12 protein-coding genes are annotated in these 17,646 nt (G+C 61.4%); 6 read left to right on the top strand and 6 right to left on the bottom strand.

Annotated features, from left to right (window positions below):
* Positions 1-15 precede the first annotated feature (15 nt).
* The 3 genes from IB285_RS12055 to IB285_RS12045 all read right to left on the bottom strand — a co-directional run bounded on the left by IB285_RS12055 (position 16) and on the right by IB285_RS12045 (position 6,988).
* Positions 16-2,358: a TonB-dependent receptor gene (locus IB285_RS12055; protein WP_190788402.1), complete on the bottom strand. Its 2,343-nt coding sequence runs from the start codon at positions 2,356-2,358 to the stop codon at positions 16-18.
* A gap of 105 nt (positions 2,359-2,463) precedes the next feature.
* Positions 2,464-5,220 carry a [protein-PII] uridylyltransferase gene (locus IB285_RS12050; RefSeq protein WP_190788401.1) on the bottom strand — a complete coding sequence of 919 codons (2,757 nt, stop codon included), beginning with the start codon at positions 5,218-5,220 and terminating at the stop codon, positions 2,464-2,466.
* A 46-nt stretch (positions 5,221-5,266) separates the two neighbouring features.
* Positions 5,267-6,988, bottom strand: a complete 1,722-nt coding sequence (locus IB285_RS12045; RefSeq protein ID WP_190788400.1) for a class I adenylate-forming enzyme family protein — start codon at positions 6,986-6,988, stop codon at positions 5,267-5,269.
* Positions 6,989-7,186: 198 nt separating this feature from the next.
* On the opposite strand from IB285_RS12045, the gene lgt reads away from it, so the two are divergent.
* The 3 genes from lgt (at position 7,187) to IB285_RS12030 (ending at position 10,420) form a co-directional block, all read left to right on the top strand.
* Entirely contained in the window at positions 7,187-8,062 is an 876-nt protein-coding gene (lgt, locus tag IB285_RS12040) for a prolipoprotein diacylglyceryl transferase (RefSeq protein ID WP_190788399.1), read from the top strand.
* Positions 7,957-9,930, top strand: a complete 1,974-nt coding sequence (locus tag IB285_RS15145) for a class I SAM-dependent methyltransferase (RefSeq protein WP_328705887.1) — start codon at positions 7,957-7,959, stop codon at positions 9,928-9,930. The genes lgt and IB285_RS15145 overlap by 106 nt, the downstream gene beginning before the upstream one ends.
* A gap of 61 nt (positions 9,931-9,991) precedes the next feature.
* Positions 9,992-10,420, top strand: a complete 429-nt coding sequence (locus IB285_RS12030) for a DUF2147 domain-containing protein (protein ID WP_190788398.1) — start codon at positions 9,992-9,994, stop codon at positions 10,418-10,420.
* Positions 10,421-10,426: 6 nt separating this feature from the next.
* On the opposite strand, the gene IB285_RS12025 is transcribed toward IB285_RS12030, so the two are convergent.
* Genes IB285_RS12025 through IB285_RS12015 form a run of 3 tightly spaced genes read right to left on the bottom strand, consistent with a single transcriptional unit; the run spans position 10,427 to position 14,199 of the window.
* Positions 10,427-11,965 (bottom strand): ABC transporter permease/substrate-binding protein, encoded by a 1,539-nt coding sequence (locus IB285_RS12025; RefSeq protein WP_190788397.1) that lies wholly within the window; start codon positions 11,963-11,965, stop codon positions 10,427-10,429.
* Positions 11,965-12,759: an ATP-binding cassette domain-containing protein gene (locus IB285_RS12020; protein ID WP_190788396.1), complete on the bottom strand. Its 795-nt coding sequence runs from the start codon at positions 12,757-12,759 to the stop codon at positions 11,965-11,967. The genes IB285_RS12025 and IB285_RS12020 overlap by 1 nt, the downstream gene beginning before the upstream one ends.
* 27 nt (positions 12,760-12,786) lie before the next feature.
* Positions 12,787-14,199 (bottom strand): PAS domain-containing protein, encoded by a 1,413-nt coding sequence (locus tag IB285_RS12015; RefSeq protein ID WP_190789100.1) that lies wholly within the window; start codon positions 14,197-14,199, stop codon positions 12,787-12,789.
* Between the two features lie 312 nt (positions 14,200-14,511).
* Between IB285_RS12015 and IB285_RS12010 the strand changes: the two genes are divergently transcribed.
* The 3 genes from IB285_RS12010 to IB285_RS12000 are packed head-to-tail and all read left to right on the top strand — an operon-like array spanning position 14,512 to position 17,623.
* Positions 14,512-15,678, top strand: a complete 1,167-nt coding sequence (locus IB285_RS12010) for an isovaleryl-CoA dehydrogenase (protein WP_190788395.1) — start codon at positions 14,512-14,514, stop codon at positions 15,676-15,678.
* Positions 15,675-16,019 carry a hypothetical protein gene (locus tag IB285_RS12005; RefSeq protein WP_190788394.1) on the top strand — a complete coding sequence of 115 codons (345 nt, stop codon included), beginning with the start codon at positions 15,675-15,677 and terminating at the stop codon, positions 16,017-16,019. Before IB285_RS12010 ends, IB285_RS12005 begins: the two co-directional genes overlap by 4 nt.
* On the top strand, positions 16,016-17,623 hold the full coding sequence (locus IB285_RS12000; RefSeq protein WP_190788393.1) for a carboxyl transferase domain-containing protein: 1,608 nt from the start codon (positions 16,016-16,018) through the stop codon (positions 17,621-17,623). Before IB285_RS12005 ends, IB285_RS12000 begins: the two co-directional genes overlap by 4 nt.
* Positions 17,624-17,646: the final 23 nt, after the last annotated feature.

Below are 17,646 nucleotides of genomic sequence, written 5' to 3'. Positions count from 1 at the left end.
GCGATTCAGATCGGATCAGAACTCGAACAGAGCCTCGATCCCGATGTTCCGACCGCGTGACAGCGGCGAGAACGTGCCGGCAGCGGGCGCATTGTCGAACGGCAGATTGACGCCGTTCGAGAGTGGCCCGCCAAACGGGACCTGAGTGTCGCCGCCCGCTTGCACTTCGTCGAACAGGTTGCGGCCATAGACCGACAGCGAGAACCCTTCGAGCGGCGTTACCCAGGTGATGTTCGCCTCGAGATTGTCGGACGATTGGATAAAGCCGAAATTGTTGTCGGTGAACGCGAATTCGTCCCGGAACTGGTAGTTCACACGGGTCAGGATCTCGTTCTCGCCGAGGAAGAGCTCGTGGATGAAGCCCATGCCCCAGGTGACCTCGGGTACGCGCGGAAGGCGCAGGTTGAGATCGTTTTCGTCCACCACACCGTCGCTCGAAATGTCGAAGAACACTTCGTCGTAATCGTCATCGATGATGCCGATATTGGCGGTTACGATGAAGGAATCCGTGAGGCGCATGCGCGCTTCGGCTTCGAAGCCGAGGATCGTCGCATCCGCGGTGTTGAGCACGTTCTGGACGACACCGGCACCCGGATCCGCGAGGTTGACCTCGCGCTGCAGGTCCGAAATGTCGGTTAGGTAACCAGCGACATTAAGCGTAAAGGCCCCGTCGACCGTTTCGAACTTGCCGCCGATTTCGTAGCTGTCGACGCGCTCTTCATCGAAGAAGAAATCGCCGGTCGCCTCGACCGCGCGCAGGAACACCGGAATGTCGGTGATGCGGAAGTTGTATCCGCCCGAACGGAAACCGCGCGTCCAGTGCGCGTAGACCTGGCTGTTGTTCCATTCATATTGCAGGCCGACTTTCGGCGAAACGTTGCGAAAGCGGACCCGGTCCGAAAAGCCATTCGGCTCCGTCGGGATGAACGGGTTGGTGCCTGTCGTCGGGCAGGTGCCATCGACCACAGAACATTCCGGACGCGGCCGGATGAAGGTGATGTCGGCGTCCTTCGTTTCCTGGCTCCAGCGGATACCGCCGATGACCGACAGCGCATCGGTCAGATAAAACTGACCGTTGGCAAACAGGCCGAGAACTTCGTGGTCCTGCGCGCCGCCACCAAAGAAGGTGAGCGGAGTGGCGACCGGAATGTCGCGGACCTCGGTGTATTCGAGCCGCTGGTCGAAATAGAAGCCACCGACAGTCAGGTCGAAGCGATCGGTCGACACTGCATAGCGGATCTCGTTCGAGATCTGGTCCTGCGCGGTTTCCGTGTTGGAATGGAACAGGAAGAGCGAGGTCGCGTCGATATCCGCATCGGTGGTCGCATCGTAATCGCGATAGCCGAACACGTTGGTCAGCGTGCCCGGGCCGATTTCCCATTCGGCTGTCACCGACACGTTGATCGTTTCGTTGGTGTATGAACCGGGATTGTCGATCGCGAAATCGAACGAATCGCGCTCGAAGATGCCGCGGTTCTGCGCGCTTGGGCCGTCGCCATCGCTGTCGAAATAATCGACCTTACCGGTCACGGTGAGATCGCCGACACGCGCTTCGAGCGCACCGCGAAGGATATACGTTTCCGCAGCACCGTGGTTCGATCCATCGAACAGATTGCGGAAATAGCCTTCGTCATTGTTGTAATACGCGCCGACCTTGAACAGCAGCACGTCTTCGATCAGCGGGCCCGAGATTACGCCCGACGCGGTGTAGTTTGCGCCGCCGCGTCCGCCGTCTACAAGCGGGCCGTCTACAGCTGCGCGGAACTTACCGGTGAGGAATTCGGTCGGGTCGCCGGTGTTGATGAGCACCGCGCCGCCCGTCACGTTGCGGCCGAACAGCACGCCTTGTGGACCGCGCAGGATTTCGACGCTTTCAAGATCGAACAGGTCGAAAACGACACCGCCATTGATGCCAAGATACACGCCGTCGACGAAAACGCCGACAGTCGGGTCGATCGACGGGATTGACGAGTTGATGCCGAGTCCGCGGATCGAGAAGTTCGCCTGACCGCGGCTGGTGCCGATCTGGTCGAGAGATACGTTCGGCGCCTGGAATGTCAGGCCCTGAACATCGCGAACCTTGAACGCTTCGAGAGTATCCGCATTGAAAGCGGTGACTGCGAGCGGGACGTCCTGAACGTCTTCGGGGTTCTGCGTCTTGGTGCCCGTGACGATGATGTTGCCGATATTTGCGATCGATCCGCGAGCCTCGGGCTGCTCTCCGGTGGTCGCTTCTTGCGATAGATCGGGCTCGTCTTCACCAGGAGCCTGTTGCTGGGCGTGGGCAGCGAAGGGGGTTGCTGTGGCGCTGCAAAGCAAAAGCGCGAGGGTACGCTTGGTTGCGGTACGAAAACTCATTTTTGGTCATCTCCCTGACGTAAGGGAAACGCCCATTAGCGATCAGTTCATGAATTGCAACCTATTTTGGTAAAGCATTCGACGAGCGGTCATTGCGAGGCGATGTCAGGCGCTTTCGAGCTGTCGCTGCTTGCGGTCGCTCGCTGCTTCGAGGAGCGCGGCTTCGATTTCTGCGAGCCTTTCCGGGGTCTTGATCTTGCTGCCGGTCAGGTCGGTTATGTAGAACGTATCCGCGGCGGACTCACCGTATGCGGTGATGTGCGCGGACTGCACGATCAGGTTCGCCTTGTAGAGCGCGTGGGCCAGCCGGTTCAGGAGCGCAGGCCTGTCGCGGGCGGTTACTTCCACCACCGTGAAATGGTTCGACGCCGAATTGTCGAAGTTCACGCTCGGAGCGACTTCGAAAGCCTTGGCACGCAAGTGCGACAGAGGCCGCGCGGCGAGTTTCGGCACCAGCTCGCCTTCGCCCTGCAAGGCTTTGCGGATCCCTTCTTTCAAGCGCCTGATCTGGGTGTCTTCGCGGAACGGCTGCGCATTGAGATCCTGCACCAGGAAGTTGTCGACCGCATATCCGTTCATCGCGGTATGAATGCGCGCGTCGATGATGTTCGCCCCGGCTAAGTGAATGCCGCCGGCCATGCGGTAGAACAGGCCGGGGTGATCGGGCGCGATCACGCTCACCAGGCTCGCGCCGCGTTCTTCATCGACCTCGCAATGGATCGACAGGTGATCCTCGATCCGCCGCGCTTCTTCGTACTGGATCAGGTTCTTGGCGATGATGTCTTCGGGTTCCGCGATCCAGTAGGCATCGGATAGCAACTCGCCCGCCTGCTCGACCAGATATGCCTTTTCGCCAAGCGCTTCAGCCGTCACCGCTTTCTTGGCATCGACACGCTCGGCCCGCCCGCGCCGTTTGTGGCCGAGACGCAGCCGCTCCTTCGCCGCATCGTAAAGCTCGCCGAGCAGCTGGCCTTTCCAGCTGTTCCAAGTGCCCGGGCCGACCGCACGAATATCGACGGCCGTCAGGATCGCGAGATTGCGCAGCCGTTCGAGCGTCTGCACCTCGGCCACAAAATCCTCGATCGTTTTGGGATCGGTGAGGTCGCGTTTTTGCGCGGTCGAGCTCATCAGCAAGTGCTGGAGGACCAGCCATGCGACGAGATCGGTCTCCTTCTGATCGAGGCCGAAGCGGGGGCACAATTCGCGCGCCACCTCCGCGCCCAGCACCGAGTGATCGCCGCCGCGTCCCTTGGCGATATCGTGAAGCAGGACTGCGACATAGATCGCGCGGCGCGAGGCGACCTTGTGGATTTCGCGGGTGTTGCGTGGATGGTCCTTTTCCAGCAGTCCGCGCTCGGTCTCGCTCAAGAGGCCGATGGCCCGGATCGTGTGCTCATCGACCGTGTAGTGGTGATACATGTCGAACTGCATCTGCGCGTTCACTCGCCCGAAATCGGGCACGAAGCGGCCGAACACCCCGGCCTCGTTCATCCAGCGCAGCGCGGTTTCAGGGTCGTTGCGCCCGCTTAGAAGCTCGATGAAAAGCGCATTGGCACGCGGGTCCTTGCGCACTTTGGACTTGATCAGCCGCGAATCCCGGTCGGCGAGACGCATTGTTTCGGGGTGGACCTCGACCCCCTCGGCTTCGGCTAGCTGGAATATCTCGATCAGGCGGACCGGGTCTTTCTCGAACCAGTCATCGCTTGGCGCGCGGATGCGTCCGCCGGAAATCACATAGCCTTTCAGATCGCGGCTCTTCGGACTCCATCCCGCGAAGAACCCTGTGCGCACCTTGGCCCGGGTCGTTTCCTCTTCGAGATGCGACAGGAAGACGCCCGTTAGGCTGCCGACGCGTTTCGCCTGCAGAAAATAGAACTGCATGAAGCGCTCGACCGCGCTCTTGCCCGGCCTGTCGGCAAAATTCATCCGCTCCGCGACCTGCCGCTGGAGATCGAATGTGAGCCGGTCCTCCGCCCGGTCGGTGATGACGTGCATGTGGCAGCGGACCGCAAGCAGGAATCCTTCGGCACGGCGAAAACTGCGATATTCGGTTTGGGTGAACAGTCCCACATCGACGAGGTCGGCGGCGGTTTCCACGCGGTGCTGGTTCTTGCCAATCCAGTACAGCGTCTGCAGGTCGCGCAGCCCGCCCTTCCCGTCTTTCACATTGGGTTCGACGACATAGCGGCTGTCGCCCATGCGCTTGTGCCGCTGGTTCCGCTCTTCGAGCTTCTGCGTGAGGAACTGTCGCTCGGTCCCCTTGACGACCTCCTGCCAGAAGCGCGCGCGCAGCTCCTCGTAGAGTTCCTGATCGCCCCAGACGAGACGCCCTTCCAGTAGAGCAGTGCGGATGGTGAGGTCTTCCTTCGCCATCCGCATTGTGTCGGCAATCGTCCGGCTGGAATGGCCGACTTTCAGGCCGAGATCCCACAGCAGGTAAAGCATCGCCTCGATCACCTGCTCGCACCACGGCGCGCGTTTCATCGGGGTGACGAATGCAATGTCGACATCCGAATGCGGCGCCATCTCCGCGCGGCCATATCCGCCGACCGCGACCACGGCCAAACGCTCGGCGGCGGTACGGTTGGGCACCGGGTAGACATGCGCGGTCACGTAATCGTGGATCACGCGCAAAAGCTGATCGATCAGGAATGCGTGACCCGCTACGCAATCGTGGCCTGCCGAAGGTTTTTCGAGCAAACGCCGCGCCAGCTCTTCGCGCCCGGCATCAAGCGCTTCGCGAAGCGCCGTGACGATGGCCTGCCGGTTGTCGTCGTCACCGCTCGCCAGCGCAGAAATGCGCTCGGTCAGCGCACGGCGATCGATTATGGCGCGCTGTCCGGGGACACGTCTGCGGGTCAAAAGTGGCTCCTTTGGGTCTCCCCGATGGTCAGTGCAGGTCGTCCGATCAGGCCGACGCCATCTGTTCGGTGTACTGGGCGCGCAGCGTCTTCTTATCGATCTTCTGCGTACCGAGGCGCGGCAGCACTTCGGTGACCGGCCAGATGTGCTCCTCCAGCGGGACCTTGAACGGCGCAATCTGGCCAAGCAGGAATTCGCGAAGCTGCGCCGCGCTCATGGGCTCGCGGCCATCCTTCACGCGAAACACCGCCGCTGGAACTTCGCCCATGCGTTCATCGGGCAGTCCGAACACCGAACATTCGGCGATGTCGTCATGCGCGTAGATCGCGTCTTCGACCTCGATGCAGGAAATGTTCTCCCCGCCGCGAATGATGATGTCCTTCTTCCGATCGACGATGAAGAGGTAATCGTCTTCGTCGAGATAGCCGAGATCGCCTGTGCGGAAGAAACCGTTATCGGTGAAGGCTTCCTTTGTTGCTTCGTCATTGTTCCAGTAGCCGCGGAAATTTGCGACCGAGCGGATGCAGACTTCGCCAATATCGCCCTGAGGCAGTTCGTTGCCGTCATCGTCGAGGATGCGCAGGTCGACGATCGGTTTTGACGCGCGCCCGGTGGAGCCGGGTTTCGCCATATAGTTCTCGTTGAAATTGCCGCAGCCGACCGCGTTGGTCTCAGTCAGGCCGTAGCCGAGCAGCGGGAATCCTTCGGGGAAGGCTTCCTTGATCTTGTTGACGTGTTCGACCGGACGCGGCGCGCCGCCTGCGGCGAAGCTCTTGCATGCAGAGAGATCGTATTTGTCGCGGTTCTCGTGCGTCGCGATTTCGTAGCTCATCAGAGGAACGCCGACGAAATAGGTTACGCGCTCGTTCTGCATCAGACGCAGCGCCTCTTCCGCATCCCATTTCGGCATCAGGACGAGTTTGCGGGCAATGGCATAGCTTTGCAGGAAGAGCGGCACTTCGCCGGTAACATGGAACAGCGGAACAGCGATGAGAGCGCATGGCTGATCGGAAAGGTCCTGACCCTGGCTTTCGAGCAGCACCTTGGCCATCGCGCTTTGGCTGACATAGCTCATGACCCCGGCGACAACGCCGCGGTGATCGGACCATGCGCCCTTTGAATTTCCGGTCGATCCGGATGTGTAGAGGATGGTGGCGATGTCGTCCGGGCCCAACTGGCCAAGCATCTGCATGGCGACAGAAGGCGTGTCCTCGTCAGGCTGGGCCCAAACGCTCGAAAGGCCTTCGGACGGCGCGCCGCCGTGATCGAACAGCACCAACTTGGCGGAATGATCGGTGCCATCCAGCCGCTTTGCGCGGCCGGCATCGGCGAGAACGATCTTACAATCGGCGAGGCGAATGCCGTAAGCAAGTTCTTCGCCCGACCAGAAACCGTTGAGCAGGGTGGCGCAGCCGCCGGCCATCACGATGCCCATGTAAGCGATCATCCAGTTGCCCGAATTGCGCGCGGCGATCCCGACCCGGTCTCCCTTTTCGATGCCGTGATGCTTCGCCAGACCTTCGGCAACGCAAACCGCAGCGGCGTAGGTTTCGCCAAATGTCAGCCGGGTCTCGCCGTCGACAATGAAGGGCACATCCTTATGCTCGTTACAGAAGTGCGCGAAATAGTGTGCGAGCGTGGGCGGGGCTGCGGCGAAGGCAGGCATTTCGACACCGCCGCGATCATAAGGCACGGTCATGAAAGGCTGGCCTTCCTTGGTCAGTTCGCCGATGATCGTTTCGAGCGCATTGTCCAACTGTGTGGGCATACCGGGATTCTCTCCTTCAGGTCTTTCTTCTCTCGCCGGCCCAGACACGAAATGGTGTCGGTCCGTTATTTGTTCCGCGGCAAATGCGCATCTGGCAGGCTTTCCCCAAAGCCCTTCCCCCGAACGCGCGGCTGTGCCACAAGCCGCGCGATTTGGTGGCCCGCGCGGCTTTTCCACGGCTATTAAGAGGTTCCTTTGTTGCTGTCACTACTTGCTGCAAGCGGCGCCGTCGCCGATCCGATCTACTGGTCCGACCTCGGCCTGCGCCCGGGCATCGATCTCGGCTTCTTCACGCTTCGGTTCTATTCTCTCGCCTATCTCATCGGCGTAATTTTCGCCTACTGGCACCTTTCGAAAATGATCAAGCAGCCGGGCGCACCGCTCGCGCAGCGCCATGCCGACGACCTGTTCTTTTATTGCACGCTTGGCGTCATTCTGGGCGGGCGGCTGGGCTATGCGATCTTCTACCAACCGGGTCTGTGGGAGAACCCGGTTGACGTCCTGAAATTATGGGAAGGCGGCATGAGCTTTCACGGCGGGCTTGTCGGCGTGCTGATTGCGATCGCCTGGGTGACGCGGCGCGGCAATCTCTCATTCCTGCGGGTGTGCGATTACATCGCGGTCAACGTGCCGATGGGGATGATGCTGGGACGGCTCGCAAACTTCAACAACGGCGAGCTGTGGGGCAGGCCGACCGATGTGGCGTGGGCGATGGTGTTCCCCGATCCGCGCGCAGGCGACATCGCGCGCCATCCAAGCCAGCTCTATCAGGCCGGTCTCGAAGGACTGGCCCTGCTGATTGTGCTCATGCTCTTGTTCTGGAAGACAAAGGCGCGCTATCGCCCTGGTCTGCTGGTTGGCGTTTTCACCGTCGGCATGGGGATCGCCCGCTTTGTTAACGAATTCTTCCGTGAGCCCGATACGCAGCTTGCGGAATTTGCAGCCCGAACAGGGCTATCGATGGGGCAATGGCTGACAATACCGCTGATCTTGATTGGGTTGATTGTAACGCTTTACGCCGCGACGAGGAAGCCGGTGGGAACCGGCAGCGTGAGCAGCACTCAGACCGCGTAAGCGATGAATACAGGGCGTGGCGTCCGCGGGCGCTCCGCCTGATCGAGCCCGACGGGACCGAAACCGAAGTTCCGCCTGCCGCGCTGTTCGGCACGGACGCTGACCCGGAATTGGCCGCCGCGGAAAAGGAAGCCGCTGCCAAGCGCGCCGCCGAAGAAAAGGCTGAGGCCGAAGCTGAAGCTGAGAAAAAGCGACAAGCCGACGCAAAAGCGAAGCTCGAGGCGGAGAAGAAAGCGGTGGCCAAGGCTAAGAAAGAGGCCGCTGAAAAAGCAGCGGCCGAAGCCAAGGCCAAGAAAGAGGCTGAGGCGGCAAGGAAAGCGAAAGCGGAAGCGGAAGCAGAGGCCAAGGCTAAGGCTGAAGCCGAACAAAAAGCGAAGGCTGAGGAAAAGGCTCGGCGTGAAGCGGAAGCCAAAGCCAAGAAGGAAGCGGAGGCTAAGGCAGCAGCGGAGGCGAAAGCTCAGAAAGAGGCAGAAGCAAAGGCCAAAAGGGAAGCGGAAGCACGCGCTAAAGCCGAAGCCGAGAAAAAGGCGAAGGCGGAAGCGAAGGCTAAAGCAGAAGCCGAGAAAAAGGCGAAGCTTGAGGCGGAGAAAAAGGCGAAGGCCGAGGCCGAGGCGAAAGCCAAGAAAGAAGCCGAAGCGAAGGCCAAGGAGGAAGCGGCGAAGAAGGCCGCCGAGGCAAAAGCCAAGGCTGAAGCCGAGAAAAAAGCCGCCGAAGAAAAAGCAAAAGCAGAGGCAAAGAAGAGAGCCGCCGAAGAGGCCGCAGCCAAAGCAAAGGCCGAAGCAGAGCAGAAAGCGAAAGAGGAAGAAGCCGCCGCACGCGCCAAGGCGGCCGATCTCGGCACGGTTTTCCGCCGCCTCATCCGCGAAACCGGTCCAATCAGCCTCGCGCAATATATGGGTGAGAGCAACGCGCGCTATTATGACAGCCGCGACCCGCTGGGCGATGAGGGCGATTTCATCACCGCGCCCGAAATCAGCCAGATGTTCGGCGAACTGGTCGGGCTCTGGATTGCGGATGTCTGGGTCAAGATGGGCGCGTCGAAAAACATCCACTATGTCGAGCTGGGCCCTGGCCGCGGGACACTCGCCAAGGACGTGCTCAGGACTGCCGGTAAATACGGGTTCGAACCGCAGATCCACTTTGTCGAGGGATCGCTGCAGCTTCGACAGGTTCAGCGGCAGGCCGTGCCGACGGTGCGGTTCCATAACGATCTTTCGACACTGCCCGAAGATCGCCCGCTGCTGATCGTCGCCAACGAATTCTTCGACGCGCTACCGATCCATCAGCTGGTGCGATCGGCCAATGGCTGGCACGAGCGCATGATCGGACTGGAAGGCGACAATCTGGCCTTCGTCGCTGGCGACAAGCCGATGGATTCGATCGTCCCGACGAGCTGGAAGAGCGCGGCTCAAGGCTCGATGATCGAAACCAGCCCAGCTGCCGCTACGATCATGGCCGAGATTGCGCAGCGCCTGAAAAACCAGGGCGGAGCAGCGCTGATCATTGATTACGGGGCGAGCGAATTGCGGGCCGGATCTACGCTGCAGGCGATCAAGGACCACAAGAAGGTCGATCCGCTCGACGCGCCGGGCGAAGCCGACCTGACCGCGCATGTCGATTTCGAAATGCTGCAGGAGGTAGCCGAGAAGAACGGCGCCGATGTGATGGGCCTGCAAATGCAGGGCGAGTGGCTGCGCCAGTTGCACATCGACACCCGGCTGGAGGCGCTCAAGCGCAAATCGCCGAACATGGCCGACCAGTTGCAGCGCCAACGCGACCGCCTTGTCGAAGACGATCAGATGGGCGCCCTGTTCAAGGTTCTGGGCGTATGCGGCCCGCGGTGGCAGCATGGAGAAGGCTTCGATTGAGCGGTGTAACCTTGCCGTGGCCGACAGCGAATGATGATCGTCGATCGATCTGGAGAATGACATGACAATGCGCCTCGCCGCCGCCGCGACCCTCACCGCGGCGCTTGCCGCCATTTCCTCGCCTGCCATCGCTGCCGATTCGATTGCCGGGCGCTGGCTGACCGAGGACGAGGACGCGATCGTGAGCATCGGGAAATGCGGAGAGAGCACTTGCGGGCGGATCGCCAAGTTCATCGTGCCGCCGCCGGACGGGCTGGACCAGCGCGACATCAACAACCCCGACCCGCGTCTGCGCAAGCGCAAGCTCCTCGGTCTGCCTGTCCTGTTCCAATTTGCCGAAGAGCGCGATCTCTGGCGGGGCCGTATCTACGATCCCAAGTCAGGCAAGGATTACCGTTCTGTCGTTCGGCGCAAGAGCGCCAATACGCTCGAAGTCAAAGGCTGCATCGGTCCGTTCTGCCAGACCCAGATCTGGCGCAGGGCGAAATAGAGCCCCTCAAAGGCCGATTGCCTCTGCAAGCTCGGCGGCTGCGGCTTTGGGGCTGAGCTTGCCTTCTCCCTCACGGTCGACGGCGAAATTCGCCTCGCGCATCGCTTCCACGCTGATTGCGCCGATCAGCGGTTCGAGCGCCGCGGCGATCTCCTCATCGTCGGCGATGCGCGGAGACATCATCAGCATAGCATCATAGGACGGCAAGGCCTCGCGCGGGTCCTCGAGTATGATGAGCCGGTCCGCCGCGATCCTGCCGTCGGAGGTATAGGCGCTGATCACATCCGCCTCGCCGGACCTGAGCGCGTTGTACATAAAGGTGGGCGCAAAATTGCGGGTTTCCCCGAAATCGAGACCATATGCCTCGCGCACAGCGGTCCATTCGGGCCGCTCGAAGAATTCCGGGTCGCCGCCGACTGTCAACTGACCGGCGACCGGCACCAGGTCATTCAGCGTCTCGACGCCAAGCGCACTCGCCCGTTCCTCACGCATGGCGAAAGCATACGCGTTTTCGAAACCGAGCCGCCCCAACACGCGGACGCCATGCTCCTCGGCCTCCCACTGCTTGATTGTCTCGTACATCGCCTCGCGACCCGGATTGTCGGTGCGCTTGAGATTGTTGGTCCAGATCGTGCCCGTGTAATCGACGGAGATGTCGATGTTGGACGAGGTCACGGCATTGTGCACCACAGCCGAGCCGAGCCCGTCGCGATATTCGACCTTGTATCCGGCCTTCTGCAGCTGCGATCCGATTAGCTGGGCGAGGATATATTGTTCGGAAAACTGCTTCGAAGCGATGACGATCGCGTCGTCATCGTCGCCGCCGGATTGATAAACGAGCGCCGCGATCAGGCCGAGCGCAACGGCGAGCATCCCCCCGGCCCATTGCCAGCGTTTTCGCGCGGCCAGTCCGCGCTCGATCAGGCCCAGCAGGATGTCGGTGACCAGCGCGAGGCCTGCGCTCGCGAAGCATCCGGCAAGCACCAATGCCCAGTTCTGGGTCTGCAATCCGGCGAAGATCGGGTCGCCGAGACTTGGTTGGCCGATCGTGGTCGACAAGGTCGCTGCGCCGATCGTCCACACGCTCGCCGTGCGAATGCCCGCCATGATGAAGGGCGCAGATAAAGGCGCTTCGACCAGCCGGAGCTTTTGCCAGCTTGTCATCCCGACACCGTCGGCCGCCTCGAGTATGCCGGGATCGAGATTGGCCTGCGCCGTCACCGCGTTGCGCAGGATCGGCAGCAACGCATAGAGCGCCAGGGCGAGCAGCGCTGGCAGGAAGCCGAGCGTCGGCAGGCCTTCGCCGAAGACTGCGCGCAGCGATAGGAGGATCGGAAAGAACAGCGCCAGCAAAGCGAGCGCCGGGATGGTCTGCACGAGGCTTGCGAAACCCAACGCCAGCCGGTTCACGGTTTGCGAACGGCTGGCCCACACCGCGAGCGGCAGCGCCACGGCGATGCCGAGGCCGATCGCGCTGGCAGCGAGCACTACGTGAGCGGCCAGTTTGTCGCCGAGGCCGAAAAGGATTTGAGCAAAGCTCTCCATCAGGCGAGCCGGCCTTCCATCGCGGCCAGCTTTTCAGCCTGTTGGCGCGGGACAGCGACGAGACCTTGCGCCACCTCGCCGCCGCCACCCTTTAGCAGCTCGCTCGGGCTCGCGTCGGCGACCAGCAATCCGGCGTCCATGACCAGCACCCGGTCGGCCAGCAGCAGTGCCTCGGCCATGTCATGCGTCACCATCACCGTGGTCAGGCCGAGGCGTTCATGGAGCTCTCTCACTTTCTCGCCCAAAGCATCGCGGGTGATCGGATCGAGCGCGCCGAATGGCTCATCCATCAGCAGCAGCTCGGGATCGCCAGCGAGCGCGCGGGCCACGCCGACGCGCTGACGCTGCCCGCCGGAGAGCTCATCGGGCATTCGGGCTGCCATGTCGGGCTCAAGCTCGACCAGGGTCAGCAGTTCCGAAATCCGCTCTGTAGAAAGTGTTTCGCCTGCGAGGCGCGGGCCGATCGCAATATTCTCACCGACGGTAAAGTGCGGGAACAGGCCGATGCCCTGAAAGACGTACCCGACCCGGCGCCGCAATTGCGACTGGCTCTGCTCCGTCACGTCCTCTCCTGCGAACAGGACCCTGCCCGCAGTCGGTGTGACAAGCGTGTTCACCATCTTCAGCAGCGTGGATTTGCCCGAGCCCGATGCGCCTACCAGCGCGACGAAGCTGCCGGATTGTATCGTACAATCGACGCCGCCCACAGCGATGACCTCGTCATCATCGCCGTATCGGCGTTCGACACGATCGAAGGTCAGGATCGGGGTGTCTGGCGGATCGGGCGCACTCATGTTGCAAAAGCGATAGCTTGCGCGATCCTATTCGGCCAGCCGCGCAGTCGGGAGCGTGATGACCATCGAAAGGCCCTCTTCGCGCCAGTCATGCTCGATGGAGCCTCCGAGCTGGTTGTTGATCGTCGCCATGAGCAGACGAGAGCCGAAGCCCGTTTTTTCGGGGGCCACCGCCGTTGGGCCGCCGCTTTCAATCCAGCCGATGACAACATCGTCATCCGAGCGTTTTATGGAAAGAGAGAGTTTGCCGCCCATCACGCTGAGCGCGCCATACTTGGCGGAATTGGTCGCGAGTTCATGGAATACCAGCGCCAGCGGCGTTGCAGCGCGGGCACCGACCATAGCCTGATCGCCCGTGATGACCACCGTGTCTCCGTCATTCGCTCCGTATGGAGCCATGAGCACCGCGAGCAGGCCATGCAGGTCGCTGTCGGCCGGACTTTCGACCTGCAGCGCGTATTCCTGCGCGCGTGACAAAGCGCGGATATTGTCCGACAGCATATCGCCGAAAACCTTCAGCACTTCGTCGCCGCGGGAATGCAGCGTGATAAGCCCGATCACGACGGAGAAGATATTCTTGATCCGATGCGCAAGCTCGCCTGCCAGAAGTTCGCGCTCCTGCGACATGCGGTATGCATCGTCGATATCCGTCAGCGTTCCGAACCATCGCGCTGTTTCGGGATCGTCGGTGGACGGGATTGCGCGTGACAACACCCACCGGTAGCTGCCGTCCGCTTGAATCATGCGCCACTCATCCTCGAACATCTCTGCACCAAGCACCGCGTCCGAAAACTTCTTGAGTGTCCTGTCGTAATCGTCTGGATGGATCGCCGCGCGCCAATCCTCGACGCTTTGCGGAGGGGTGAGCCCGGTTATCTCTTCCCAGCGGGCATTGAAATAATCGAATACACCGCCAGCGGCGGATGACCAGGCGATATCCGGCATCGAATCAAGCACGAACCTTACCCGGTCCGCGCTTTCCTCGATCTCATCCGACGCGCGGCTGAATTCGCGGTGCGCATCGAGCCGCCTGCGAACGGCCAATGCGAGGACCTCCAGTCCTTCGCCCTGAAACTCGTTGAGCCCTTCCGCACGCGGCTTGGCGTCGATCACGCACAAAGTCCCGAGCGGTGCGCCTTCATTGCTGATCAGCGGAATGCCGGCGTAGAACCGGATATGCGGTGGACCGGTCACAAGCGGATTGTCTTTGAATGTAGGATGCTCGCGGGCGTCGCGAATAATGGTCGTGTTCCCGCCGATCATGGCGTGTGCGCAGAAGCTCCATTCGCGCGGCGTTTCTTGCTCGTCCAGACCTGTCTGAACAAGGAAGCGCTGGCGATGCTCTTCCACGATGCTGACAAGAGCAATCGGCGCGTTGCAGAGTTTTGCCGCAAACGCGACGATCCGGGCCAGTTCCTCGTCACCTTCGAGCGCGTCCATCCCGTAACTGGCGAGCACCGTCAGTCGCTCATCCTCGGCGCAGAATTCGCGCGCGGGGGCGGTGCCGGTCGGCCAGGTCTTGGTTTGGATATCGGTCAGATCATGAAGCCTTTAGTCCTCGTATGGCGCTCGCCATACAGCAACGGGTCGCTCCGTCAAAACCGGCTGGCAGCTCTGGCGGAGGGTCGCTGCGCTTCAGAGCGTTGGCCTTTTCCACCCGCATTGCTAAGGCCGCAGCAGAGCAATTATCAGTCGCCGCTCTGTTCGTTTCGAATGCGCGGCGCACATGACCAGGAAACGGACAGACGTCACATGCGAGCCACCCCTGAATTCGACTTCCAGCTTGGCGAAAGCGCCCAGATGATCCGCGAGAGCGTCGGCCGTTTCGCCGATGAACAGATCGCTCCGCTAGCGGACAAGATCGATCGCGAGGACTGGTTCCCGCGAGAGCTGTGGGAGCCGATGGGCGAACTGGGATTGCACGGCATCACGGTTGAGCAGGAGGATGGCGGACTTGGTCTCGGCTATCTCGAGCATGTCATTGCCGTCGAAGAGGTCAGCCGCGCAAGCGCTTCTCTTGGGCTCAGCTACGGTGCGCACTCCAATCTGTGTCTCAACCAGATCCGCCGTTGGGGCAATGACGAGCAAAAGGCGAAGTATCTGCCCAAACTGATCTCCGGCGAGCATGTCGGCAGTCTTGCCATGTCGGAAGCGAATGCCGGGTCGGATGTCGTCTCGATGAAGCTGAAGGCGGAGGCGGTGCAGGGCGGCTACGTCCTCAACGGCACCAAGTTCTGGATCACCAACGCGCCGGAGGCCGACACGCTGGTCGTCTATGCCAAGACCGATAGCGAAGCCGGATCGCGCGGGATCACCGCTTTCCTGATCGAGAAGGGCGACGAAGGTTTCTCAATCGGCCAGAAGATCGAAAAGGTCGGCATGAAGGGCTCGCCCACGGCTGAGCTGGTGTTCGACGACTGCCACATCCCCGAAGACCGCGTGATGGGCCCGGTCAATGGCGGCGTCGGCGTGCTGATGAGCGGGCTTGACTATGAGCGCGTCGTGCTTGCCGGGTTGCAGCTAGGCATCATGCAGGCCTGTCTCGATACCGTCATCCCGTATCTTCGCGAGCGCAAGCAGTTCGGCAAACCGATCGGCAGCTTCCAGATCATGCAGGCGAAGGTCGCCGACATGTATGTCGCGCTGCAATCGGCGCGCGCCTACACCTATGCGGTGGCAAAAGCGTGCGATGCCGACCAGACAACGCGCTTCGATGCGGCGGGCGTGATCCTGCTTGCGTCGGAAAACGCCTTCCGCGTTGCCGCCGAAAGTGTGCAGGCGCTCGGCGGCGCAGGCTATACGCTCGACTGGCCGGTCGAGCGCTACATGCGCGATGCCAAGCTGCTCGATATCGGCGCCGGCACCAACGAAATCCGCCGGATGCTGATTGGGCGGGAACTGATCGGGGCGGCGGGGTGATCTTTCACTACGTCGCGGCCATTCAGATTTTAGTCGGATTTGTTGGCTGGGGATTGCTCATTGGTGTGTCGAGCTCGGTCGAGCGACTGACGAACGATCCGAGCAATGACCTCAAGCCAATCAGCCTGAAAATTCTTTGGCTAGCCGTAATGCTCATCTGCATCGCTTCTGCGCTAATCTTGATTTGGCCGCACGTGCCTGAATGGATTGAGATCGCCCTTTATCTTACTTGGGCAACGATGAGCGCGGCTGTGCTCGCCTTTGGTCGAGCTCAAGGAGCGAAGACCATTTATCTTTTGGTATCGACCCCAATCTTAATCGCTCTAGGCATCATGATATGACCGCACCTATTCTCACATCCAAGCTCGATCGCGAAGCACCCGACGCGAAGGCGCGTGTCGAGCACAACAAGGCGCTCGCAGTAGACCTGCGCTCGACCGTCGCCGAGGCCGCGCTGGGCGGGCCAGAGCGCAGCCGCGAGCGTCACGTCTCTAGAGGCAAGTTGCTCCCCCGTGAGCGGGTTGAGCGGCTGCTCGATCCGGGCTCGCCCTTTCTTGAGGTCGGTCAGCTTGCCGCCAACGGCATGTATGAGGGCGACATCAACGGCGCGTCGCTGATCTGCGGGATCGGGCGTGTCTCGGGCCGGCAAGTGATGATCGTGTGCAACGATGCGACCGTGAAGGGCGGCACTTACTACCCGATGACGGTCAAGAAGCACCTGCGCGCGCAGGAGATTGCGCAGGAGAACAGGCTGCCGTGCATCTACCTCGTCGATAGCGGCGGGGCGAACCTGCCGCATCAGGCGGAGGTCTTTCCCGACCGCGATCACTTTGGGCGCATCTTCTTCAATCAGGCGAATATGTCTGCGCTGGGCATTCCGCAGATTGCCTGCGTCATGGGCTCCTGTACGGCGGGCGGGGCTTATGTGCCCGCGATGTCCGACGAGACGGTGATCGTGCGCAACCAAGGCACAATCTTTCTTGCTGGACCGCCACTGGTGAAAGCGGCAACGGGTGAGGAGATTAGCGCCGAGGACCTTGGCGGCGGCGACCTCCACGCCAAGAAATCGGGCGTCGTCGATCACCTCGCAGAGAATGACGAGCACGCGCTTACCATCGTGCGCGATATCGTCTCGCATCTGGGGGACAACCATGCGGCGGCGAAGGATATCGACCTGCACGAACCGCGACCGCCCAAGTTCGACGGCGACGATCTCTACGCCATCGTGCCCGAAGACGTGCGCGCACCCTATGACGTGCACGAAGTTATCGCCCGGCTGGTCGATGGCAGCGAGTTCCATGAATTCAAGCAGCACTATGGCTCAACGCTCGTCTGCGGCTTTGCTCACATCTGGGGTATGCCGGTCGCGATCCTCGCCAATAACGGCGTGCTGTTTTCCGAAAGCGCGCAGAAGGGCGCGCACTTCATCGAGCTTGCCTGCCAGCGGCGCATCCCGCTGCTGTTCCTGCAGAATATTTCCGGCTTCATGGTCGGCGGGAAGTACGAGGCGGAGGGCATCGCCAAGCATGGCGCAAAGCTCGTCACCGCCGTCGCGACTGCGACTGTGCCCAAGATCACCGTGGTCATCGGCGGCAGCTTCGGCGCGGGCAATTACGGCATGGCGGGCCGCGCCTATTCCCCGCGCTTCCTGTTCACGTGGCCTAATGCGCGCATCTCGGTGATGGGCGGTGAGCAGGCCGCATCGGTCCTCGCCACCGTCCACCGCGACGCCGACAGCTGGAGCGACGAAGAGGCCGAGGCCTTCAAGGCCCCAATCCGCCAGAAATACGAGGACGAGGGCAACCCTTATTACGCCACTGCAAGGCTGTGGGATGACGGGGTGATCGACCCTGCTCAGACCCGCGACGTGCTCGGCCTGGCGTTTGCGGCAACGCTGGAAGCGCCAATACCAGAGCGGCCGCAGTTCGGTGTGTTCAGGATGTAACGGCTGAAACCCTCTCGCATTCC

This window comes from Erythrobacter rubeus (genome assembly GCF_014705715.1).
Lineage (GTDB): Bacteria > Pseudomonadota > Alphaproteobacteria > Sphingomonadales > Sphingomonadaceae > Erythrobacter > Erythrobacter rubeus.
This window is presented reverse-complemented; position numbering and strand designations above follow the sequence as displayed.